This is a genomic window from Acinetobacter thutiue, assembly GCF_030385805.1.
GTDB classification, from domain to species: domain Bacteria; phylum Pseudomonadota; class Gammaproteobacteria; order Pseudomonadales; family Moraxellaceae; genus Acinetobacter; species Acinetobacter corruptisaponis.
The window spans coordinates 1069411-1091433 of record NZ_JAUDZE010000001.1 but is presented as its reverse complement, the minus strand read 5'-3'; the positions used below and the strand labels follow the sequence as shown (position 1 = coordinate 1091433).

The following is a 22023-nucleotide window of genomic DNA, read 5'->3' as shown; positions in this document are numbered from 1 at the left end:
TGCTCAATGCAAAACAGCCGCATTAAATTGCGGCTGTTTTATATTGAAGCCAAATATTTTAAGCAATCTGTTTTTGTCGTTTGGCTGCTTCTTCGCGTACAGCAGGGATGATATAGCGACCATAATCCACTGTGTCATAAATCGGATCATAGCCACGATTTAAAAAAGTGGTGATACCAAGATCGACGTAATCCAGTAATGCTTCAATAATGGTATCAGGTGTGCCGACAAGGGCAGTGGTATCACCATAAGCCCCGACGGCTGTTGCAGTTGGCATCCATAAGGCACGGTCATGGCGGTCACCTTGTTGTGCTGCTGCCAATAAGCGTTGTGAACCAACACCTTTAATTTTATGTCCTGACAGTGTGCCGTTATTCTGGAAAGTCGGATTTTTCTGAATATCCGCTAGAATCTGCTCTGCACGCTGCCAAGCAAGCTCCTCGGTTGCACCAATAATCAGGCGTACCGATAAACTGACAGGTGGTTGTGGCTTATTGGCTTTTTCTGCTGCAAGTTTCAGCTTATTGATTTGTTCTTTGACCCCAGCCAAAGGTTCACCCCAAAGTGAATAAAGATCGGCATGGCGGACAGTGATCTCATAGGCAATATCAGATGAGCCTCCAAATGAAATCGGAATCGTACCATTGATGGGTTTTAAGGGACAAAAAGCATTTTCTAGCTTGAAGTATTTACCCTCATAACTGATGGGTTGATCACTTTTCCAAAGTCTTTGGATGATATCCAGATATTCACCTGTGCGTTCATAACGTTGAATTTTATCAACAACATAGTCACCCTCTTGAGGCTCTGCTGTGATCCCTGTAATGGCATGTAAACGGATTCTTCCGCCGCCTGTAGTATGGTCAAGCGTGGCAAAAGAACGTGCCGCAAGATTGGGTGTTAAGAGTCCAGGACGATGGGCGATCATAAACCCAAGTCGTTCGGTATGCTGTGCCAGATACGCTGCAATTTGGGTACTGTCGGGGCTGCTTGGACCATTGGCAATCAAAACCTTGTCAAAGCCCGCATATTCATGCGCCCGTGCATGGTAACGTAAATATTCGAGATCAATTTTATGACCGATCCGTGTACCTTTGGTTTCTGACCATTGATTTGGAAAAACCATGCCGACAAATTCGATGCTCATTATTTCATCCATTTAAAAAATTTAGAGTAAAAGAGCAAAATAAATGCCAAATTTTAAAATGATATAAAATCAATAATTATGCGATTTATATTTTATAAGGTGTTTGTATTTGATCAAGAATCGGATATTTTGTTTGGAAACAAGCATTGCAGAAAAATGAAATTATATCGATGATAAAGTGATAAGTAGACGTGTTTAAAATAATAAATATTTAAATTTAGGATTAAATATCTGTAATTATTATTTATCAGCTTTGTAATAGAATTGTACTATTCTATTTTAATATCATCCTAATCTATTTAAAGGATTAATTATGAAATCCTATTTGGATAATGATTATAAAGTAATTACTTTGCCAGATAATGGGGTGCCTGTAAAACCAATTCGAGCAAAAGCAATTATTTTCTCAGATCAAAACTCCCGTAAGTTGCTCAATCAGGTCGAAACCATTGCACCGAGCTCTGCCAGTGTCATCATTCAAGGTGAATCAGGTACAGGTAAAGAGTTGATTGCACGTGAAATTCATTTAAAAAGTGATCGTAAAAACAAACCTTTTCTTGCTGTGAACTGTGGTGCTTTGGTCGAAACATTGGCTGAGTCAGAGTTGTTTGGCTATGAGGCAGGTGCATTTACAGGTGCCAATAAGACTCGACCAGGTATTTTTGAAACAGCAGATGGTGGAACCTTGTTTCTGGATGAAGTGGGTGAGTTGCCATTATCCTTGCAAGTCAAACTATTACGCGTACTACAAGAAAAAGAAGTGGTGCGTGTTGGGGGACGTAAACCGATTCCAATCAATGTGCGTATCTTGTCGGGTACGCATGTGGATTTGCGTAAGGCGGTGGCTGAAAATAAATTTAGACTGGATTTATACTATCGCTTGAATGTGGTTATGCTCAATATTTTGCCGTTGCGTGAGCGTAAGGGGGATATTCTGCCTTTGGTCGATTTCTTCTTAAACTCGTATTCGCAAAAACTGATTACACCAAAACCGAATATCAGTGATCGCGCAAGAAATGCATTGTTGAATTATAGTTGGCCAGGGAATATCCGTGAGCTGGAAAACAATATTCATTATGCTTTACTGATCAGTGGTGGTAAGACCATTGATATTGAACACCTGAGATTTTCAGAAGAAAGTGGTTCAGCTGCGTTACCTGATAATGATTTGATTCAGGAGTTTGAAGATATTCTGAAGCGTTTATTTCAGGAATATGATGGTGAAGCTTGGCATATTATTGAAGATAAGATCGTCAATACCGCTTTTTCAAGTTGCTGGAATAATCAGGTCAAGACTGCAAAAATGTTAGGTCTTTCGCGTAATGTTTTGCGTAATCTTCTATCTCGTTATAATTTATTACCCAATAAGAATGAAAATGAAATTGCATAAAAAATATTCTATTTTAAGAACATCCATCTTTAATCTATGGATGTTCTTTTTTTATTGTTGTTAATTTAGTGATCCATAAACCTAATTCAAACAATAGCCACATTGGCACTGCAAGGGCGAGCATACTAAAAATATCAGGTGGTGTGATAAACATGGCAATAAAGAAGAAGAACACAATGATATGTTTGCGGTGTTCCTCCAGTTGATGAATAGAGAGAATGCCAATAAAAATTAGAATATAGGTTAAAACTGGAATTTGAAATGCCAGACCGAAAGCCAGAAAAAGCTTGAGACAGAAGTCAAGATAGCTGTTGATATCGGTCATCGGCAACACATTTTCGGGTGAAGCCAACATAAAGAATTTTAAGGCAAGTGGTAAAATCAGGCCATAAGCAAATAAGAGGCCGAGATAAAATAAAAAGATGCTGGATAGTGCCAGCGTAATGCCAAATTTTTTCTCGTTTTGATACAGTGCAGGCGCAAGAAAGCGCCAAAACTGATACAGAATAAAGGGAATACTAACCAGAATTGCCAAGTAGATATTGAGCTTAAATGGTGCTAAAAATGTACTCATGACATCTGTTGCAATCATGGTTGAGTTGCTTGGAAGCAAGGAGATTAAGGGTTGAGCAAGAAAGTGGTAATTCTGTTGCGCAACTGGCAATAACAATAAAAAAATAGCAATAACGGCACCGATGCTATAGATCAAACGCTTTCTTAACTCTTTTAAGTGTTCGCTGTATTTCATTTCCTTGAGGGTTTCACTGGCGATTTGTTCGGTCATGCGGCTTGATCCTCACTCAATATCCTTGATGATGTTGGGTGAATTAAAAAAGGTACTTTCAATCCATCATTGGCGCTTTGATAAAGGTAATACTGTGTGTGCTGCGGTTTGATTTTGTCCTTAACAGCCTTGGTGTTTTGTACACTTTCGATGTCTTGTTGCATTTGTGCCAGTTGTTGTTTGAGCTGTTCTTCATTTTGTTTTATTTTTTGCAGCTCTTCCTGCATGATTCTTTTTAGTTCGATCAGTTCCAGTTCATTTTCCAGATCATTCTGAATTTTATTGAGTTGGTTTTTAATTGCCCTATATTTTATTAATACTGATCTTAAGGTCTGGGGGAGTTTTTCAGGCCCTAAAATAATCAGTGCAATAACAGCGAAAGCCAATAATTCACCAAAACTGATATTGAACATAATGCTTAATGACTCACACTTCGGTCTATTTTTCTTTATTTAATTCCAGATGATTGATATCTTTTAACTGATTTGTTTGTGTCAGTTGTTGATCATCAGCATGAATTGAATCTTTAAAGTCTTTAATTGCACCACCTAAGTCTTTACCCAGATTTTTAAGTTTTGATGTGCCAAATAATAAAATAACAACGACTGCAAATAATAAAATATGCCAGATTGATAAACCCATGATAGGTCTCCTAAATACTATAAAATAAACTGTATTAATATCACGATATCATCTATTTTCTAAATCATATTAATATCGATCAATATTCCATTTAATTATGCTGTGTGATCCAGCAGATGAAGTGCCTGATTACGGAAATTGAATAAGTTCTCACTGTCTTTATGCCGAGGATGAGCTAAAGGAATTGGAATGATTTCCTTGATTTTTCCTGGACGGGCAGACATGACAATCACACGATCTCCAAGATAGACTGCTTCTTCAATATCGTGCGTCACCAGAATCATGGTGATTTTTTCATGTTGCCAGATACGTTGTAGTTCAGCCTGTAAATGGCTGCGGGTCATGGCATCCAACGCACCAAATGGCTCGTCTAAAAGTAAAATATCAGGTTTGTTGACCAGTCCACGTGCGATTGCAACCCGCTGTGCCATACCGCCAGACAGTTCGTGCGGATAAGCATTTTCAAATCCAGTGAGCCCTACAATTTCGATATGCGCTTTAACCCGTGCCTCTTTTTCTGAACGGCTTAAGCCTGTTTCTTCCAGTGCCAAATGAATATTTTCAGAAACGGTGAGCCAAGGCAGTAAACGATGTTCCTGAAAAATTAAGCCTCGTTTTAAATCTGTCCCTTGGATCGGAATTTGATTGAGTAAAATTTCACCTTGATAGTCTTGATCCAGTCCTGCAATCAGACGGAGTAGGGTCGATTTTCCACAACCACTGCTGCCGACAATCGAAATAAATTCGCCCTGCTCAATGTCGAGATGAATACCATCTAAAACGGTTAAGTTGTTCTGATCACGCTGAAATGATTTATTGAGTTTTTTAATTGAGAGTAAAGGAAAAGACATATTGAAATCCTGATCGTATTTTTAAATTAGAGGTTAAGCCCGCCATTGCAGCAGACGTTTTGAAATCAGATGGATACAGGTGGTCATCAAAATACCGCTGATTGTGACGGTGATTGCGCACACCAGTAGGATGTCCATTTCGGCATTAATTTCAGCTTTCATCATGAGATTGCCTAAGCCTGCGCCCGCATTGAATAACAACTCACTTGCTGTGGTGGTGATCCAAGTAAAAGGTACAGCTAAATTTAACCCTGTTAAAATATGCGGTAGGGCTTGTGGTAAGCGGATTCTTTTAAACTCACGCCAAAATGAAAACTGATACATACGTGCGACTTCACTGTATTTTTCATCATAGTGGCTGAGTCCCTGAAAGGTGTTAATCACCAATGGGAAAAAAGAAGCGAGGGCAATAATAAAGATTTTGGCTTCTTCACCATTGCCAAGCCATAAGGCAATTAATGGGGTTAAACCGAGGAGTGGAACTTGTCGAATACTGTTAAACAGTGGCGAAACGAGCGCATTAAAAACTTTTGAATAGGCGAGTAACGCGCCTAAAATTAGTCCAGCTGTTGAACCAAATAAAAAGCCCAATCCCGCTTTTTTCAGGCTACCCCATGTGTTGAGCCACAATTCACCTGTTTCCAATAGCTGAAGAAAGGCAAAATAAATATTCTGTAAAGGGACAAAGGCATAGGCATGACTTGAGCCTAGTCCTGAGTTGTATTGCCATAAAGCCAGCAATATCACTGGAAGTACGAGACCTTGTAACAGGACCACAGGCTGTTGTAATGCACCTTTCAAAGTAAGTGATTGTGACATTATTGCCCCCTTGAACTGAGTGCAGGTGATATAAAGCGTTGTTCGACCAAACGTAAAAGCTTATCGAGACTAAAACCAATCACACCTGTGATAAATACACCGACCATCACCACGTCCAGACGAAGCATTTGCCGTCCCAGTTCCATCATTTGACCAATGCCAGTACCCGCTGCAAGTAATTCAACCGCCACTAAAATCAACCATGCCCGACCCAATGCGATTCGCAACCCACTGATTAAAGGCGGTAATGTTGAGGGGATGATGATGTACCTGAGCCATGCTCGTGTTTTAAGTTTGTAGATTTGACCGAGTTCAATATATTTTTTAGGAATATTTTTCACTGCATCTGCTGTTGCCAAAGCAATCGGGAAAAAACAGGCCTTGATAATCAGTAAAATTTTAAACAGTTCGCCAATCCCAAAAATGAGAATAAAAATAGGGATAAGGACAAAGATCGGAATCTGGTAAAGGATATTGAATAAGATATAAGTGTAATTACGGAATGTGGTAATTGAACCATAGGCAATTCCAAAAGCAATTGCACTGAGCGCTGCAATAGAAAATCCAAAAAACAGCCGAGAAAGACTATCCTTTAAATGCAGTTGTAGTTCACCATTCTGCAATAATCCAATAAATGCATTCCAGACCGTTGCGGGTGGCACCAGAATTTGAGTTGGAAAAATTTGTAAAGAGCAAATAAATTGCCAAGTGAGTAAAGCCAATAAAGGCGAAATCAGCGAGAGTAGCCAATAGCACTGCTCAGCAGAAATCCTCCTCCATAACGGCGGTCTAACCACAACGATATTCTTCTCAATCGGAGGATTCACAAGCGTTTTCATCGCTTAGTCTCCTTGTTTATTCTGATGCTCGTTTGCATGTAAGTTTTGAATGGCTTGATTAGTAAATTGCGGATTTAACAGCTCATATGCATTGATTGGCGTTTGAATCAATTGGTTTTTCACCGCATGGTCGATGACTCTGGCATAGTGCTGTTTAAGGAAATCGACCTGATATTCAGGTGACCAATCCTGTTGCCATGTACTTGCGCTATTCTGGCTTTCACGTTGAATGACAGTTAAGGGTTGACCAAACTTGGTCTGACTTTGCTGAAATTCATCTTGATGCTGAGATACCCAGTTCATTGCTCGTACGGTTGCATCGGCAAGTAATTGAGTGGTCTCTGGGTGTTGCTCAATATAATTTTTACGTCCCCATAGCTCTGCACGCATTTTCCAGTCAGCAGGCAAGGATTGAGATGACCAGATAATTTTTCCGAGATGGCGATCCTGTAAAGTCAATGCATCACTTAAAGTAAAAAAGGCATCCACACTTTTGGCGGATAAAGCCGCAGCGCCAGCTTGAGGGTTCAAGTTGACAATTTGAAAGTCTTTGAGGTTTAAGCCCTTACTTTGGATCAATTGACCAAAATTAATTTCCCACGGACGACCGCGGTGTAAGGCAATTTTTTTGCCTTTTAAGTCCTCAATACTTTTGACTGGTGAATCAGGTGGCACAACCAGATAGACGTTATTGCCAATCCCGCCAGGCACTACAATTTGCGTTCTCACGCCTGTGGCATTCAGTACCACAGCAGGAAGATTGCCATAAAAAGCAAAATCAATTTTATTGTTCAGAAAGCTTTCGTTCACTAAAGTGGCGACAGCCGCAGTGGTCACAGGTTCCCACTTTAATTCAATATTGTTTTGCTTTAAGGCCTGTAGAAAAACTGGGTCTTGTGAGATAAGTTGCGGTACGCCAATAAAGTCCAAGCTGCCCGAAGTCCCATTGGCTACAACGGCAATGCGGAGTTGTTGCTGGGCGGATTTGCTTTGAGTCGGTTGTTCGGTTTTTTGTGCATCGCAAGCGACTAGCCCCAAAAGACTAAAACTTAAAAATAAGCTAGGAAGAATACGCATATCATCATAGGAATTAAAAAATATAGGGGAATAGAGCAAGAACCAAGCCAAAATAATTAATATATATAAATCAACGGATTAATCATTTCTTCAATCGTGTTTGTGATTGAAGCAAGAAAGTATGTTGTGAAACAGACATTTGGAGCTATGCAAGTGTTGAAATTTCAACACTGTGTTTTTTCCTGTTTTTATAAGGTTTAATTAAAACAACAACATAGCTTGTAAATTCTTTGGATAAAAAGCGGCATGATTTCTGCTCATGACATAGATAACGAACCAGATGTCGTCAAACGTTTAATTTATTGAGAAGTATTATGTCAGTTGAGTTTTTATGGAGAATCCCTGTTCATGGGGATGGTCGTCGAGCACATCAGTTACATACCCGCGGTGAGTGGAATCAGTTAAATCCATCAATTCAATCTCCTCAACGTGTTGCACCGCAACATGAAGATCAATTGTTTGCCTATTATGATTATGTACAGCAAGTGGCAAAAGCGGCTGATATTGTTGGCTTTCATGGTGCCTTGATTCCTGCTTTTCCACATACAGAAGAGCCTTGGGTATTAGCCTCAGCATTAGCCAGAGAGACCAAAAGACTTCGACTGCTGATCGCGATTCAGCCGTGGTTTATTCATCCTGCCTATGCCAGTCAAATGGCTGCCAGTTTGCAGCGTCTAAGTCAGGGAAGAGTAGAGTGGAATGTGATTTCAGGAGGTGGTGGCGCACAGCAACGTGCCTACGGCGATTTTATTGAACATGATCAACGCTATGCTCGAACCAATGAGTTCTTGGAGTTTGTAAAAGGTTATTCACATCATGCTCCATTTGACTATGATGGCAAGTTTTTTCATGTTGAACAGGGAGGACTGAAATACCCAATGAATCAATATGATGTACCTCGTTTATGGTTAGCGGGTGCAAGTGATGCAGCCTTACACGTCGCAGGTCGCCATGCAGATATCCATTTAACCTGGGGTGAACCTGTTCAGCAGCAGAAAAAAGTCATTGAACAGGCACAAGCGTTCTTTGAACAAAACGCACCAGATCGCAAAGTCAAATTTGGTATGCGGATTGATATTCTTGCGCGTCCAACACAAGAGCAAGCTTTTCAAGAGCTAAAACAGATGTACGAAACCATTGCTGTTGATGGCAATGCCTTTGAACGTAAAGATACTGAGTCGGTTGGTGCAAAACGTCAGCAGGCCTTGGCACAGGGCAATCGTTTTGAAGACTTATTTGTAAGTCCGAACGTTTGGGCAGGTATGTCCAATGTACGTGGCGGGCCAAACTGTATTTTAGTCGGTAGCTATGAACAGGTTGCAGAGCGTTTGCAAGAATATATTGATATTGGCGTGGGTCATTTTATTTTAGCCAGTAACCCGCATTTGGAAGAAGCCTATCGGGTGGCAGAAGAAGTCTTACCCTTGGTTGGATATAAATTAAAATAATAAATTTAGATCCCTTTGAGATATCAAAGGGATCTTGTTGTTTGAACAGCATAATACTGTCTGAAAACCAACATCTTTCATATCGATCATTTAAAAAATATTGATTAAATTTATAAAAATTAAAAACTTATGCTGTTGGCATGACTTGTGCAATTTTTTATTCAATATTTTATTTTTCGTTTAAATCCCTATGAGTGAACTAATATTTAACTCGCATAAACGGGCATTGCTATTTGAACAATATGTATCTGCATCAGGTTCAAATGACATATCAGATCCGTTTACACGGCATTCTCTGGAGCTTACCCAACCATCTCCACCTCAATTGAATAAATTGTTGATTGCGATTATTGCAGTTGCTTCAGCGCATTTGGGAATTTGGTATATCGCAAAGCACTTACCAACACCTGCTTTGGACATTCATAAGCCAGAGCCAGTGGTGATTGAAATCGTGAAACCTGAAGAACCACCCAAAGTGATTGAGCCTAAAATTCCTCCTATCACAGAGAAACCTAAAATTCCGCCCGTTGTGGAAAAACCCAAGCCGATTTCCAAACAGGTGGAACAGCTCAAACCTGTAGCGAAAACGGTGGAGCAACCTAAACCTGTCGCAAAAGCAGTGGTTCAGCCAACGCCGCAGAAAGTTGAAGAAGCGGTGGTCACGAAAGAGGTGACACCTGAACCTGTTCAGAAAGTGGTTGAGCCTGTTAAGTCTGTGGATGACAACTTACCCGTGACCGAAGCGAAAGGTTATGCGGGTTATCTCAGCAATCCCGCACCTGAATATCCAGAACAGGCGCTGGAACGTGGCTGGGAAGGCTCTGTGATTTTACGGGTCAAAGTATTGGCAAATGGCAGCCCTGATACAGTCAGTGTCAAGCAAAGTAGTGGCAAAAAGCTATTAGACAGCGCTGCCGTTAGAACAGTAAAGCAATGGAAATTTTCACCTGCCTTAAAAGGCAAAACCCCTGTAGAAGGCTGGGTCGATGTTCCAATTCATTATCAATTACCGAAATAAATTTAATTTTATAGATTAAGAGGATATTTTCATGACTGACATTAATTCATTGATTCATGACAGCACAATCTGGTTATTAGTGGCTTTTTCTATTGTCACTTGGGTACTGATTGTCGTTAAGGTGATACAGACCCAAAGAGCAACCAAACAAAGCAAATTTTTTGTCGAAGAATTTTGGAAAGCAAAAAATTTATCAGAGGCTGTAACCAAATCGGAACTGGGTGAGGGGCCAACAGCACGTGTTGCGAATGCTGGTTTTCAGACACTGATTGAAGCAGATGAAAAAACACATCAAGACTTACAAAACAGTTGGAGCCGTCAGGACTTGCTGGAACGTCATTTACGTAAACAAATTTTGACTGAGCGTCGCCAATTAGAAAAAGGTTCAGCACTATTGGCTTCAATTGGTAATAACGCACCGTTTATTGGTTTGTTTGGAACGGTATTCGGGATCATTCATGCATTACAGGCGATTGCACATTCAGGTAATGCCAGTATGGATGTGGTTGCGGGACCGATTGGTGAGGCGTTGATTGCCACAGGGATTGGTATTGCCGTTGCTGTACCTGCTGTGCTTGCCTATAACTACTTTGTTCGTAAAGTTAAAACCATTGGTGCGGACCTGGATGATTTCGCAACTGATTTTCTAAGCTTAAATCAAAAGGCAGGTTTTCAGTTACCTACAGCTAAAACTAAAAACACCACAGGCAGTACAGTCGTAAATGATACTTCAAGCAAAGAAGTGAAAGAGAAAGGAGTATTTGCATAATGGCAATTTCTACCTCTCAAGATGATGATGTGGTCAGTGAAATCAACATTACACCGTTGGTGGATGTAATGTTGGTTCTACTTATCGTATTTATCGTCACAGCACCTTTGCTGACCAATACCGTGAAAGTGAATTTACCAAAGGCTGCACCAACTCAATCCACTGACCAGAACAAAGCCGTGGTGATTAGTGTCAATCCGCAGGGTGAGATATTCCTTGATAAGGATAAAGTGACGCTTGCAAGTTTCGAGCAGGAAATTCAGTCACGCAAAGACAGCAACCCGAAATTAGCTTTGAATCTGAATGCGGATGAGACTGTCCCATATGGAACAGTTGCAAAATTATTGGCAAGTATTGAACGAGTCGGCGTAGATAAATTATCGGTGATCACTGTTCCTCAATAATCACATCATCATGATGGAAATAGCTGCTTTGGCAGCTTTTTTCATGTATTAAAAAAGTAGAAGTTATAAAAAATCCCCTCTATAAAAAGAGGGGGCAATGCGACTAAAACAATAAGCTTAAGCTTTCCATAATTTCTCAAAACGCCATGTTGGGAAAATGGTATGTTCAGGTGCTAATCCGCCAATATCTTTTGCTGCTGCATCAAGGGTATGGCTAAATCCCCAGATCAGCATTCCACCACGTTCATGTTGAATTTGCTGTGCTTGGGTCAAATAAATTTTACGTTTAGCCAAATCGGGTTCAGCCAGCGCTTTATAAAACAGTTCGCTATATTCAGGATCTTTAAAGTTGACCTTGTTGGTTGTTGAAATCGGGGCATCATTTACCACGGCAGTGGACAAATAAGGTGTACCCACATTGGTTGAATTACTCGACAATTGCCACTTACTTCGATCAGGCCCATTAAATGTTGCAAGATCAACTTGTTTGACCCGTATAGTGACATTGGCAAGTTTGGCCTGTTCTGCAAAGATCAGTGCAGGCTGGGCGCTACCAACAGGGGCTATCAGTTCGACACTTAGACCATTTTGAAAACCTGCCTGTGCCAATAGGTTTTTGGCTTCAGCAATATTTTGCTGGCGTTGCGGCAAGTTCAGAAAAGCAGGGTCCTGTGGTGAATAGAGATCATTGGCGATACGTCCCTGACCATTCAGTCCACGCTGTACCAGTTCCTGACGATTGGCAATTAAACGAAATGCCTGACGCACTCTAGGATCATTAAAAGGGGCTTGTTGGGTATTAAAGTCAAAACCATTATGGGTATTGGTTTCAGAGCGAATGGTTTGAATATGTTTCGCCTGTTCCAGAATTTTAATATATTCGGGTGAAATCGCATTGGCGACATCAATTTGCCCTGCCAATAAGGCATTTAAACGCGAGACTTGATCTTTAAAGTCGATCACTTCAAAACTGTCTGCATAAGGTTGATCAGCCTTGAAATAGTTTTCAAAACGGGTAAAAACAGAACGTTGACCTGGTATAAATTGTTTGACTTTATACGGACCTGCACCGACTGGATTATGAATTGGATCAAAATCAGTTGGTACGATTCCACCAAAATTTACCCAAGTTTCAGGGAGCGCCACAAAACCAGCAATTGAATTGATAAAAGGGATACGGACAGTATATTCATCTAGTTTCTGGATGTGGTCACGATCAATCCATTGCACCAGATTACGAAACGGTGAGGCAAGCTTGGGATCAGTTAAACGCCGTACTGAAAAAATCACATCATCCGCAGTGATGGTCTTACCATGATGAAATTCCAAACCTTTACGCAGACGAATGGTCCATTCGCTGGCATTATGATTCGGTTCAGCAAACTCGGCTAAGGCAAGGCGTGGGAGCATATTTTCATCCCATTCCCAGAGTTTATTATAAATGGCAAAACCTCGGGTAATCCCTGCACTTGATGCAGACAAATGAGGGTCTAAACTGCCTGACTGTTGTCCACCAATCAGCCCTAGTCGAATGGTTCCACCATGTTTTGGGGTGCTTGAGACTGACCCCTGTGATTCTGTACTGCTTTGTGGCGATTGACCACAACCAGATAAACCACCAATTAAGGAGGCTCCACCTATCACTGAGAGGCTCTGCGTTAAAAATTTTCGACGTGATAATAAAAATGTTTGTTTTGTCATTCACAATACCTTGTTAAATCATGGTTTATGCTGGTATTGCACAATGAATGCCAATTCTTTATTTTTAATTTTTTAATATTTATCAGTTGCTTATCTAGGTTATATTTTTTATTAGTGTCGATATTTCAACAAATTTGTTGAAAAAATAAACATTCATAAAGATGATATCTAAAGCATTAATAAATTAAAATAATAAAATCAATATCTTATTTTTGGATATTTGGTCGTTTTAAGGTTGGCATAGGCTTTGCGTAACGCACTGTAAACTTAATTACTGAGTGTGATATGAAACAGTCTTTTCAACTAAAACCTTTAGTGATTGCTTTGGGATTCTTGGGAGCATCTTTACCATTACATGCTTTTGCTGAGGAAACGTCCAAACAATCAAGTGATTCCGAAAATGATGTCATTACCTTGGCAGATGTGGTGGTGACGGGGGCAAATAAAAAGCAAACCGTTATACCCAATCGTAAAGTGACATCGGTGTATGGAACTGATAGCTCCGTTCTTGATACACCCCGTGTGGTATCACAAGTTTCGGAACAACAATTTCGCGAAGATGTGATTCGTAGTGCCGATGATCTGGTTAAATACGCGCCAAGTATTACCCGAGGTGGAGGCCAAAATGCCAATTTCGCGCCACAGATTCGGGGACAAAACTCAGAAGTATTTCAAGATAGCCAACGGATTTATAGTACGCGTCATCCGACCAATTTAAATGCTTATGAAGCGGCTGATATCGTGGCAGGACCGACAGGGGTGATTTTCGCACCTACCTCTGGCTCAGGTGGATATATCAACTATCTCACTAAAAAACCTAATTTTAATCAGGTGGAAACAACTGTTTCTGGGTCAGTGGGTTCAATCTATGCGGGTAAAGGTGGTGAGCCGAATTTCTCAGTCAGTATTGATCATACTGCACCGATTTCTAAAGAATTGGCATTTCGCGTCAGTGCGACAGCACAAAAAACCGATGACTATTATGACAATGTGAAAAATAACTTTAATGCGTTCTATGGCGCATTGGCTTGGCGCCCTGATGACAGTCTACGTGTCGACTGGAACATCAGTTATGATGATTATTATGATTTTAATGTTACTCATGGCTGGAATAGGGCAGCACAACAATCGGTGGATAAAGGGCTGTATTACAAAGGTAGGGCAACGCCGATTATTCAAAATGGTATGACCTTTTGGTCGCCAGTATTTGAATCTGGAGCTGCGAATTCCAAAGTGATTGGTTGGCAGAATAGACAAAAGAATGACAAAAACCAATATATTGCAGTAGGTGCGGTTCAAACAACACCATTACCAAATGCAACAGCAGATCAGGCTGGAACGATTAGAGGCTGGGTCTATGATCCATCAATTCTAGGCAATGGCTTGGTCAAACTCGATGATAATGTTTCTGGTCGAAGCGAAGATAAAAATAGTGCCAAACGTTTTAGTACTCAATTAAAAACGGTAAAAGATCTAAATGAACACTGGTCTGTTGCCAATAGTACACTATATCAAGATAGTAAGGATCTAGGGGATTCAGTGGGGAGCTTCTTTACCGATCTGGAACATGAGCTATTTGATAACCGATTAGAATTCTTGGCGGACCATGATTTTGAAGTGCTCGGCGTTAAAATCAATAATAAAAGCAGTACAGGCGGTGCATATCGCCATGAGAAATTTACTTCTTTAGCGGCAAACAATAGCTTTAATATCAATCCTTATGATTTAACCAATGATCCCTCTCAGAAAAATCCTGGGGATTTATTAGGATTAGTGAATAATAGTGGTTCTACTGGGGGCTGGATTGGACAAGCAGGTGTTCCTCAATATTCTCAATACTTTGGTTATTTAAATCTGCCAAGAATGTATCCAAATGATCATGGCTTATATGCTGAAAAAGGTGGTTTCCCACCCAATGGTGGCGGCGCTGTCTATACAGGAAAAGGTTTCTGGGATACATGGAGTGTCTTCACTCAGCAGAATTTCACCTTTAATGATGTCTTTGGCATTAATCTTGGGATTAATCACAGTTCCATCAAAGCCAAACTTGAAAATCCACTGGTTCTCGTCCCAACAGATGTCCGTTCCGACACTAATAAATATAGTTTGTTGAGTTATCAGGCCAGTACATTTATCAAGCCGACAGAAAAAAGTACCTTGTATTTCACCTATGACAAAAGCACAGCACTGAATACTGGTGTATTTGGACCATTTTTAATTTGGGGCGCAGGCAACCAACTCAATCCACTCGCGTTTGATAGTCAAAGTGAATTAAAAGAAGTGGGAGTGAAATATGAACCGATCACTGATCAACTTTTCCTGACCTTGAGTGGATTTGAACAAAAACGTGATTTATCGCCTGATACCAACGGCAATATGGCGCGTTTTGAAGTGAAAGGGATTGAATCTTCAATACGCTGGCAGCTACAGAACAACCTTGCTGTAGGAGGGAACTTGACCTATTTAAATGCTGAATTTAGCTCAATTATTCCAGCAGGCTTTTCACCATTTGGTTTCCATGCAGACAATGCAACCGTTTGGGGAGATAGCAATGGTTTAAACCAGCGTAAAGCTGGGCGTTATGATGCAGCAGGAATCCCGAAATATTCTGCAAGTGCTTATGTGGATTATCAACATCAATCAGGCATTGGTGTGAACTTATCTGGGTGGTGGACAAGTGACTGGTATACCAATTTAAGCCAAACGGTCAAAGTACCGAATAACTATAATCTGGATTTGGGACTTTACTATCGACAACCGCAATGGACTGTTGGTTTGAATATTCTGAATTTGACCAATGAACGTAATTTCGTCAATGGTTTAGCAGGTTCAAATAGCGAGTTTTTACAACCAATGCGTCCACTGACCGTACAAGGGCAGTTTAGTTATAAGTTTTAAATAAGCGAGAACATCAACCATCTAAAGCCATACTGTTGTATGGCTTTTTTATTTATATTTTTTCATTAATAAAGGGTGGAATGCCCAATGTTGGAATAACAACAATAATACGGTTGGAAATGTCTAGCGATCAGCAGATTTGCAGGTATTTATTTTAGTGTTTTATTTTAAGTTGTTGAAAATATTTAAATAAAATTGATGGCATGGAAGTTGCCAATATAAGAATAGATTTATTCAAATGGAGTCACCATGTTTAAGGTTACAAAAATTAGGCAGAGTATTTTAACTGCTATGTGGGGAGTTACAGCGAGCGTTTCAACACTGGCTTTGGCGAACGAAGAGATTGATACAGGCATCACCGCTGAGCAACAAGCACAGGTTGTGAATGCAAAAGATGTAAAAAAGTTAAGTGATGTAATCGTGACTGCGCAATACCGTGCGCAAAATATTCAAAAAGTTCCAACAGCAATTACCGCTGTTTCTGGCAAAGATTTGGCTGCGAAAGGCTCGACCTTTATTGGTGATGTTTTAACGTATACACCGAATGCTGCTGCGGAAAACCCAGATGGTGATAGCCGTCCACGCTGGTATATTCGTGGTTTAGGCACGGGTGATGTGGCTGCATCAACTGTATTTCCTGTCGGAATTTATGCAGATGGTGTGTACTTGAATGCACCAGTTGCGGGTGCAGGTGATTTATTTGATTTGGAGCGTATTGAAGTTTTACGTGGACCACAGGGAACACTCTATGGGAAAAACACCACAGCGGGCGCAGTCAATTATATTTCCAAAAAACCAACCTTTTCAGAAAAACCAAATGGCTATGCAACGATAGGTGTAGGTGATCATAACCTACGTACTTTTGAGGGGGCTGCCAATGGCAAAGTCTCTGATAATATTGCAGTGCGAGGGGCATTTTACTCAGAAGATCGTGATGGCTATGCAAAGAATTTAGCGAATGGCGAAGATTATGGTGATGTTGATAAGAAATCTTTCCGTTTCCAGATTCTTGGCAAAATCAATGATCAATGGAATGCGCTGGTTAATCTTCATAGTCAAACCTACAATGGTTTGGGAAATAACGGTTCCTTAAGTATTGGGAAATACTGGGGAGTCTATGAAAGACCAGAGGGGCGTAACACCAATTTAGATTTAGATGAAAGTAATAAAATTCAGCATGATGGTGCGTCATTAACTTTAAATGGAGATTTGGGCGGCGGCCACAGCTTTACCTCAATCACTGCTTTTGACAAGACCACACAAAAGTCAATTTCAGATGGTGATTACACACCTTATGATGTTGCGCGAAGTTATAGCGATAATGAATGGCGTCAATATAGTCAGGAGTTTCGAGTTTCATCCGATGCGAACAAACGTTTAAGTTGGATTGCAGGATTACATTATTTTAACGAAGATTTAGATTCTACGGGTGTGAGTGCACGGGTCAAGAAAACTTTGCCAAATGGTGCTGCTGCACAGACGGCATCAACCCCTGCATTTAGAGATATTACTTATAATCAAGCCACACAAAGCTTTGCCGTATTTGGGAATAGTACCTATAAATTTACAGATAAATTTAAGGTGACTGGCGGATTACGCTGGACCAGTGAAGAAAAAGATATCAATCTAGATCTGACTCAGATTACAACAGGCGACTACAGCAAAGGCAGTTGGTGGAAAAAAGATGGCTATAGCAATGCGGTCTATAACCCAACTCTAAATGCGAATGGTTCAACTAGCCGTAAGAAAACATGGAATGAGTTGACCTATGACATTACACCAGAATATGAAATTACACCTGATTTAAATACATATTTCAGATTTGCACATGGATTCCGTTCAGGTGGATTCAATACTGGCTTATCGAGCAGCTTAACCCAGCTTGCCGATGTGAACCCAGAATATTTGAACAGTTATGAACTTGGTTTGAAGTCGGCTTTATTGGGTGGAGATTTAGTCGCAAATGCCAATATTTTCTATTATGACTATAAAGATATTCAAACCAATTTATTGGTTGCCACAGAGGGTCAAGGCGGTGGAGTCACCTCAGTTTTAGCCAATGGCCCTAAAGCTGAAGTCAAGGGTGCTGAATTGGAGTTGGATTATTTAGCCACTGAAAATCTACGTTTACGTTTTGCAGGTGCTTATTTAGATAGTGAATATACGGACTTTGTCGACAAAAACCCAGTAACCAATGTGGTTAATGCTGACAATACAGGGAATAGCTTGGTTCGCTCACCAAAATATACCGTCGGGATTGGTGGTGAATATACCTTTAATCTAAATGATGGCGCTCGTATTGTTGTTGGTACTGATGCAAGCTATCGTGACCGTGAATATTTCCTGGTTAACCGCCAAGACTATTCGGTTGATCCGATCCTCAGCCAAAAATCATATACCTTGTGGAATGCCAATATTGGTTATCACAGCGCAAACAATAAATATCAGGTCAATACCTATGTTAAGAATTTGCTGAATGAAGAATATCAAGTACATGGTCGTCCAAATGGTCCAGTGGGACAATATGTTTTAACCTATGGAAACCCACGTCAAGTTGGTGTTTCTCTCACAGCTAAATTCTAACTGTTATACGGAGAACATCATGGGAATTGAATTTTTTACCCGTTTACCTTTGCATGGTGAAGCTGAATTTTTAGCAGGTGATCCTCGCAATCGTGGTGACTGGGCACGTGTATCAGGTGTAGAAAATACAGGTGCTGTATCAAACTACCAAGTCGGTGACGACTTTACCTATATTGACTATTTAAGTCAGGTGGCGCGTGCAGCAGAAATCAATGGTTTTGCAGGTGCATTGATGGTTAATGCACCGACAGGTGAAGAACCCTGGACGGTGTGTTCTTTGTTAGCGCGAGAAACCAAGCGACTAAATTTTGTGACGGCATTCCAGCCTTATCATTTTAGTCCATACAATGCGGTACAAAGTGCGGCAACCTATCAGCGTGCAACTGGAAATCGTCTGGTCTGGAATATTATTAATGGTGGATCTGAGGTGATTCAGCGTCAGGTCGGCGATGCCACGCCTCACGATGACCGTTATGTCCGTGCGACCGAGTTTCTGGACGTGGTCAAAGGCTATTGGTATAACCCATCATTCCATTACCAAGGCAAATATTATTCTGCTGAGGGTGGCGGATTAAAGTATCCACTCAATAAAGCTGAACTACCGATTATTTGTACTGCTGGCTCTTCGGAAGCTGCGCGTGAGTTTGGGGCAAAGCATGCTGACTATTATTTAATGCGTGCTGAAAAACCAAGTGAAATTGCTGCACTGATTGCAGATGTGCGTCAACGCGCGGCCAAATATGGGCGTGACAATATCAAGTTTGGTTTATCCATTGATACCATTGCTCGCCGTACCGAACAAGAAGCTTTTGCAGAGGCACAACGTTACTTGGATGAAGCCGCTGAAAAACAACGTTTGCATGCTTCTGCTGCCCATGCAGGACTTAGATCAGCACGTGTACTCAGTTTCGAAAAAGAATATGCCGATAAGGCAGGCAGTAAAAATGTAGATGATTTCTTTATTCATCCTAATGTTTGGTCTGGCTTTGGTTATATTGGGATTCCACCTGGGGTTGCCTTAGTAGGTAGCTATCAACAAATCATCGAACGCATTCAAGAATATAACAGCATTGGAATCGATTTGTTCTTCTTGGCGGGCTATCCACATTTGGAAGAAGCCTATCGGTTAGGTGAACACGTTTTGCCGCATTTTAAACATCAACGTCAGGCATTACAGCGTATTCCAGAAGAGTCCAAATATCGTATTGCTTAACAGCTATTTTAAAAACGTTAGAACCAAGGCTTTTAGAGAAGAGCCTTGGTTTATTTCAATATAAATCAAAATTTAGTCTTAAATATAAGGTGAAATAATGTCTTATTTAAATGATAAACCGCTCAATATTGTTGCTGTTTCAGGTGGTTTAAATAGTCCATCAAAAACAGAAAGTCTGATTCAAGCCATTTTAGATGAGTTATCACAAGCCATAGAGGTGAATGTACACTTTGTAAAATTGAGTGAGATCGGCCCTCTATTGGGTGGTGCAATTTATCGAAATCAGTTACCTAAAAAAGTACAAGATGATTTGGCTGCAATTGAGGCAGCAGATGCTTTAATTGTCGGGACGCCTGTTTATCGCGCCTCTTTTACAGGATTATTTAAACATCTTTTCGACTTTGTTGAGCAAACTGCATTAGTTGATGTTCCTGTATTATTGGCGGCATCAGGTGGAAGTGATCGCCATGCGCTAGTGTTAGAACATCAACTTCGCCCTCTATTCAGTTTCTTTCAGGCACAGACTTTACCGATCGGTGTTTATGCAACAGATCGTGATTTTACCCCTGAATATACTGTCAAAAGTGAAGCCTTAAGTGATCGTATTACACTTGCGGTTGCACGAGCATTGCCGATTTTACAATGGGCACCTGCAAAGGGGCTACGTGAGCAAAAGGTAAAATCTAAATCGGAAAAAGCCAATCAAGATTTAGGGATTAACAAACAAATTGAGCAAGATCCAATTCTACCATCGGTTGAAGTTCCTAATCTTGATGTGGCTGAAGCAAGGCTACACGCCAAAAAAGTAGCTGTAATATAGAATTTAATTTTTGTATATCAGTATCTTGAATTTTAATATGATTGCAACTACTTCGTCTAAGCTTTATAAAAGAAATCAAAGGAATGCTTTGGTTTCTTTTATATTGAATACTACGTTAACCCACTTTAGAAATCTTGGTTGAAATTTTTGATAATTCAGACTTATATTTTTCTAATCTCATACCTCGTATTTCTCCCGCCACCCTTATACCTGAACCACAAAAAAGAGATTTTTTATTGGTTGAGAGTGTGGAGGAAAGTTGGAAGTTTGTTGAGCAGACGGTGCTTGAGTTTTTATATCAACTGGAGAAGTTTGGGAGGTTTAGAGTAGGTTCTTTGAATCAGGTAATGGAGCTTTATAAGGTTCGTGCCATTAGATTTGATACAGGTGATCCTAGACAGTATTGTGGACAGCGGCTGCCTCTAAATTCTTAAAATATTTCTGTTCAAATGCTTCAGGACTTAACCAGCCATTTGCAGAATGCTTTCTAATTCGATTGTAATAAATCTCAATATAATCAAACAAGACCGCATTCACCTCTTTTCGAGTGGGAAATACACTGCCATGTATCACATGACCTTTCAACGTATGAAAGAAGCTTTCAGTCACTGCATTATCCCAACAATTCCCCCTACGTGACATGCTTTGAATACAGTTATTTGTTAATAATAACATCCTAAAATCACGACTACAGTACTGTGAGCCTTGGTCCGAATGCACCATGACACCTGTTGGATAACCCTGACGCGCCATTGCATAATTAAATGCATCACATACCAATTGACGATCTATCCGATGGCTGGTTTGCCAACCTATAATACGACGACTAAATAAATCTAGCATCACGCATAAGTACAACCAACCGTCTTTAGTTCGAACATAGGTAATGTCGGTTGTCCAAACTTTATTTGGCAGAGTGACTGTAAACTGGCGATCTAACAGATTCGGTGCCGTCGGCAAACGATGATTTGAATCAGTCGTATACTTATATTTACGTGCAATCTTACTGCGTAAACCGAGCTTTTTTAGCATCTTTCCAACTGTACGTTCACTCATACAGTAACCTAAATCATGCATGTCGTGCACCAATGACGGTGCTCCTAAGCGAGCATGGTGTTGCCAATATACAGCTTTTAAATCAGCGTACTTCTGCTTGACGTATATCTGTCTCTTTCGCCAAGCATAGTAGCCCGAAGTGCTAACACCTAGGCATTTACAGGCAGAAGAAACCGTAATTTCAGTCACAGCTAGACCTTGGATTACCGTGTACTTTTCTTGGCATGATCTGTCAGGAAGTACACATGCGCCTTTTTTAAAATATGATTGGCTTCCCTGAGTTGTTTGACTTCTTTTTCTAAATCGAAAATACGTTGCTGTTCTGGCGAGAGCTGTCTTTTGCTGGAACCAGTTGGGTTGGCCTCACGAATCCATTTATCTAATGTTGAATAACCCACACCTAATTTCTGGGCGATAGCAGCCACAGATTCGTGTGAGTTTGAAAGTGCATAATTAATTGCTTGCTGTTTAAATTCTGGACTAAAGCGTTTAGCCATTTTTTACATCTCCAAAGTTAACTTTACGTTAGCTTTAGAGGGAAGCATTGTCCATTATTTTGGCTAG

The 22023-nt window shown here is 40.4% G+C and carries 19 protein-coding genes; 9 read left to right on the top strand and 10 right to left on the bottom strand.

The features are described from left to right. Positions 1-58: 58 nt before the first annotated feature. The gene (locus tag QTA56_RS05410) at positions 59-1147 is read right to left on the bottom strand and encodes an LLM class flavin-dependent oxidoreductase (RefSeq protein WP_267979908.1); all 1089 of its coding nucleotides are present in this window, start codon (positions 1145-1147) and stop codon (positions 59-61) included. A gap of 313 nt (positions 1148-1460) precedes the next feature. Here QTA56_RS05410 and QTA56_RS05405 point away from each other — a divergent pair, with 313 nt between their 5' ends. After that, complete coding sequence (locus tag QTA56_RS05405) at positions 1461-2537, top strand: sigma-54 interaction domain-containing protein (RefSeq protein WP_267979906.1); 1077 nt, start codon at positions 1461-1463, stop codon at positions 2535-2537. 34 nt (positions 2538-2571) lie between these two features. Here QTA56_RS05405 and tatC read toward each other — a convergent pair whose 3' ends face one another. The 7 genes from tatC to QTA56_RS05370 all read right to left on the bottom strand — a co-directional run bounded on the left by tatC (position 2572) and on the right by QTA56_RS05370 (position 7549). Beyond that, positions 2572-3321, bottom strand: a complete 750-nt coding sequence (gene tatC / locus QTA56_RS05400; protein ID WP_267979904.1) for a twin-arginine translocase subunit TatC — start codon at positions 3319-3321, stop codon at positions 2572-2574. Further along, entirely contained in the window at positions 3318-3734 is a 417-nt protein-coding gene (tatB, locus tag QTA56_RS05395; RefSeq protein WP_267979903.1) for a Sec-independent protein translocase protein TatB, read from the bottom strand. The genes tatC and tatB overlap by 4 nt, the downstream gene beginning before the upstream one ends. A 25-nt stretch (positions 3735-3759) precedes the next feature. Beyond that, a complete protein-coding gene (locus QTA56_RS05390) occupies positions 3760-3963 on the bottom strand; it encodes a Sec-independent protein translocase subunit TatA (RefSeq protein ID WP_267979902.1) in 204 nt (67 codons plus the stop codon). A 95-nt stretch (positions 3964-4058) separates the two neighbouring features. Beyond that, complete coding sequence (locus QTA56_RS05385) at positions 4059-4814, bottom strand: ABC transporter ATP-binding protein (RefSeq protein WP_267979900.1); 756 nt, start codon at positions 4812-4814, stop codon at positions 4059-4061. 33 nt (positions 4815-4847) lie between these two features. Next, positions 4848-5633 carry an ABC transporter permease gene (locus QTA56_RS05380; protein ID WP_267979899.1) on the bottom strand — a complete coding sequence of 262 codons (786 nt, stop codon included), beginning with the start codon at positions 5631-5633 and terminating at the stop codon, positions 4848-4850. After that, a complete protein-coding gene (locus QTA56_RS05375; RefSeq protein WP_267979897.1) occupies positions 5633-6472 on the bottom strand; it encodes an ABC transporter permease in 840 nt (279 codons plus the stop codon). The genes QTA56_RS05380 and QTA56_RS05375 overlap by 1 nt, the downstream gene beginning before the upstream one ends. A 3-nt stretch (positions 6473-6475) precedes the next feature. Continuing rightward, entirely contained in the window at positions 6476-7549 is a 1074-nt protein-coding gene (locus tag QTA56_RS05370; protein WP_267979895.1) for an ABC transporter substrate-binding protein, read from the bottom strand. A gap of 314 nt (positions 7550-7863) precedes the next feature. Between QTA56_RS05370 and QTA56_RS05365 the strand changes: the two genes are divergently transcribed. The 4 genes from QTA56_RS05365 (at position 7864) to QTA56_RS05350 (ending at position 11188) form a co-directional block, all read left to right on the top strand. Beyond that, positions 7864-8997 carry an LLM class flavin-dependent oxidoreductase gene (locus tag QTA56_RS05365; RefSeq protein WP_267979893.1) on the top strand — a complete coding sequence of 378 codons (1134 nt, stop codon included), beginning with the start codon at positions 7864-7866 and terminating at the stop codon, positions 8995-8997. Between the two features lie 190 nt (positions 8998-9187). Then, positions 9188-10015 carry an energy transducer TonB gene (locus tag QTA56_RS05360; RefSeq protein WP_267979892.1) on the top strand — a complete coding sequence of 276 codons (828 nt, stop codon included), beginning with the start codon at positions 9188-9190 and terminating at the stop codon, positions 10013-10015. 31 nt (positions 10016-10046) lie between these two features. Then, a complete protein-coding gene (locus tag QTA56_RS05355) occupies positions 10047-10784 on the top strand; it encodes a MotA/TolQ/ExbB proton channel family protein (RefSeq protein ID WP_267979891.1) in 738 nt (245 codons plus the stop codon). Then, positions 10784-11188, top strand: coding sequence for an ExbD/TolR family protein (locus QTA56_RS05350; RefSeq protein WP_267979890.1), 405 nt, complete (start codon positions 10784-10786; stop codon positions 11186-11188). Before QTA56_RS05355 ends, QTA56_RS05350 begins: the two co-directional genes overlap by 1 nt. A gap of 117 nt (positions 11189-11305) precedes the next feature. Here the strand turns inward: QTA56_RS05350 and QTA56_RS05345 are convergent, their stop codons facing one another. Beyond that, on the bottom strand, positions 11306-12889 hold the full coding sequence (locus tag QTA56_RS05345) for an ABC transporter substrate-binding protein (RefSeq protein WP_267979889.1): 1584 nt from the start codon (positions 12887-12889) through the stop codon (positions 11306-11308). A gap of 285 nt (positions 12890-13174) precedes the next feature. Here QTA56_RS05345 and QTA56_RS05340 point away from each other — a divergent pair, with 285 nt between their 5' ends. The 4 genes from QTA56_RS05340 (at position 13175) to msuE (ending at position 20403) form a co-directional block, all read left to right on the top strand. Then, on the top strand, positions 13175-15787 hold the full coding sequence (locus QTA56_RS05340; protein WP_267979888.1) for a TonB-dependent receptor: 2613 nt from the start codon (positions 13175-13177) through the stop codon (positions 15785-15787). 249 nt (positions 15788-16036) lie between these two features. Beyond that, entirely contained in the window at positions 16037-18370 is a 2334-nt protein-coding gene (locus tag QTA56_RS05335) for a TonB-dependent receptor (RefSeq protein WP_353739498.1), read from the top strand. 19 nt (positions 18371-18389) lie between these two features. Continuing rightward, complete coding sequence (locus QTA56_RS05330; RefSeq protein WP_267979887.1) at positions 18390-19583, top strand: LLM class flavin-dependent oxidoreductase; 1194 nt, start codon at positions 18390-18392, stop codon at positions 19581-19583. Positions 19584-19680: 97 nt separating this feature from the next. Further along, positions 19681-20403: an FMN reductase gene (gene msuE / locus QTA56_RS05325; protein WP_267979886.1), complete on the top strand. Its 723-nt coding sequence runs from the start codon at positions 19681-19683 to the stop codon at positions 20401-20403. A gap of 393 nt (positions 20404-20796) precedes the next feature. Here the strand turns inward: msuE and QTA56_RS05320 are convergent. After that, positions 20797-21956 (bottom strand): IS3 family transposase gene (locus QTA56_RS05320; protein WP_267979884.1). Its coding sequence is split into 2 segments (ribosomal slippage): positions 20797-21710 and positions 21710-21956, totalling 1161 coding nucleotides; the frame shifts between segments, so codons are not numbered across the junction. Positions 21957-22023 lie beyond the last annotated feature (67 nt).

Excerpts from the sequence above, each read along its gene's own strand:
- QTA56_RS05410 (WP_267979908.1), bottom strand. The coding sequence starts at position 1,147 with ATGAGCATCGAATTTGTCGGCATGGTTTTTCCAAATCAATGGTCAGAA.
- QTA56_RS05405 (WP_267979906.1), top strand. The coding sequence starts at position 1,461 with ATGAAATCCTATTTGGATAATGATTATAAAGTAATTACTTTGCCAGAT.
- tatC (WP_267979904.1), bottom strand. The coding sequence starts at position 3,321 with ATGACCGAACAAATCGCCAGTGAAACCCTCAAGGAAATGAAATACAGC.
- tatB (WP_267979903.1), bottom strand. The coding sequence starts at position 3,734 with ATGTTCAATATCAGTTTTGGTGAATTATTGGCTTTCGCTGTTATTGCA.
- QTA56_RS05390 (WP_267979902.1), bottom strand. The coding sequence starts at position 3,963 with ATGGGTTTATCAATCTGGCATATTTTATTATTTGCAGTCGTTGTTATT.
- QTA56_RS05385 (WP_267979900.1), bottom strand. The coding sequence starts at position 4,814 with ATGTCTTTTCCTTTACTCTCAATTAAAAAACTCAATAAATCATTTCAG.
- QTA56_RS05380 (WP_267979899.1), bottom strand. The coding sequence starts at position 5,633 with ATGTCACAATCACTTACTTTGAAAGGTGCATTACAACAGCCTGTGGTC.
- QTA56_RS05375 (WP_267979897.1), bottom strand. The coding sequence starts at position 6,472 with ATGAAAACGCTTGTGAATCCTCCGATTGAGAAGAATATCGTTGTGGTT.
- QTA56_RS05370 (WP_267979895.1), bottom strand. The coding sequence starts at position 7,549 with ATGCGTATTCTTCCTAGCTTATTTTTAAGTTTTAGTCTTTTGGGGCTA.
- QTA56_RS05365 (WP_267979893.1), top strand. The coding sequence starts at position 7,864 with ATGTCAGTTGAGTTTTTATGGAGAATCCCTGTTCATGGGGATGGTCGT.
- QTA56_RS05360 (WP_267979892.1), top strand. The coding sequence starts at position 9,188 with ATGAGTGAACTAATATTTAACTCGCATAAACGGGCATTGCTATTTGAA.
- QTA56_RS05355 (WP_267979891.1), top strand. The coding sequence starts at position 10,047 with ATGACTGACATTAATTCATTGATTCATGACAGCACAATCTGGTTATTA.
- QTA56_RS05350 (WP_267979890.1), top strand. The coding sequence starts at position 10,784 with ATGGCAATTTCTACCTCTCAAGATGATGATGTGGTCAGTGAAATCAAC.
- QTA56_RS05345 (WP_267979889.1), bottom strand. The coding sequence starts at position 12,889 with ATGACAAAACAAACATTTTTATTATCACGTCGAAAATTTTTAACGCAG.
- QTA56_RS05340 (WP_267979888.1), top strand. The coding sequence starts at position 13,175 with ATGAAACAGTCTTTTCAACTAAAACCTTTAGTGATTGCTTTGGGATTC.
- QTA56_RS05335 (WP_353739498.1), top strand. The coding sequence starts at position 16,037 with ATGTTTAAGGTTACAAAAATTAGGCAGAGTATTTTAACTGCTATGTGG.
- QTA56_RS05330 (WP_267979887.1), top strand. The coding sequence starts at position 18,390 with ATGGGAATTGAATTTTTTACCCGTTTACCTTTGCATGGTGAAGCTGAA.
- msuE (WP_267979886.1), top strand. The coding sequence starts at position 19,681 with ATGTCTTATTTAAATGATAAACCGCTCAATATTGTTGCTGTTTCAGGT.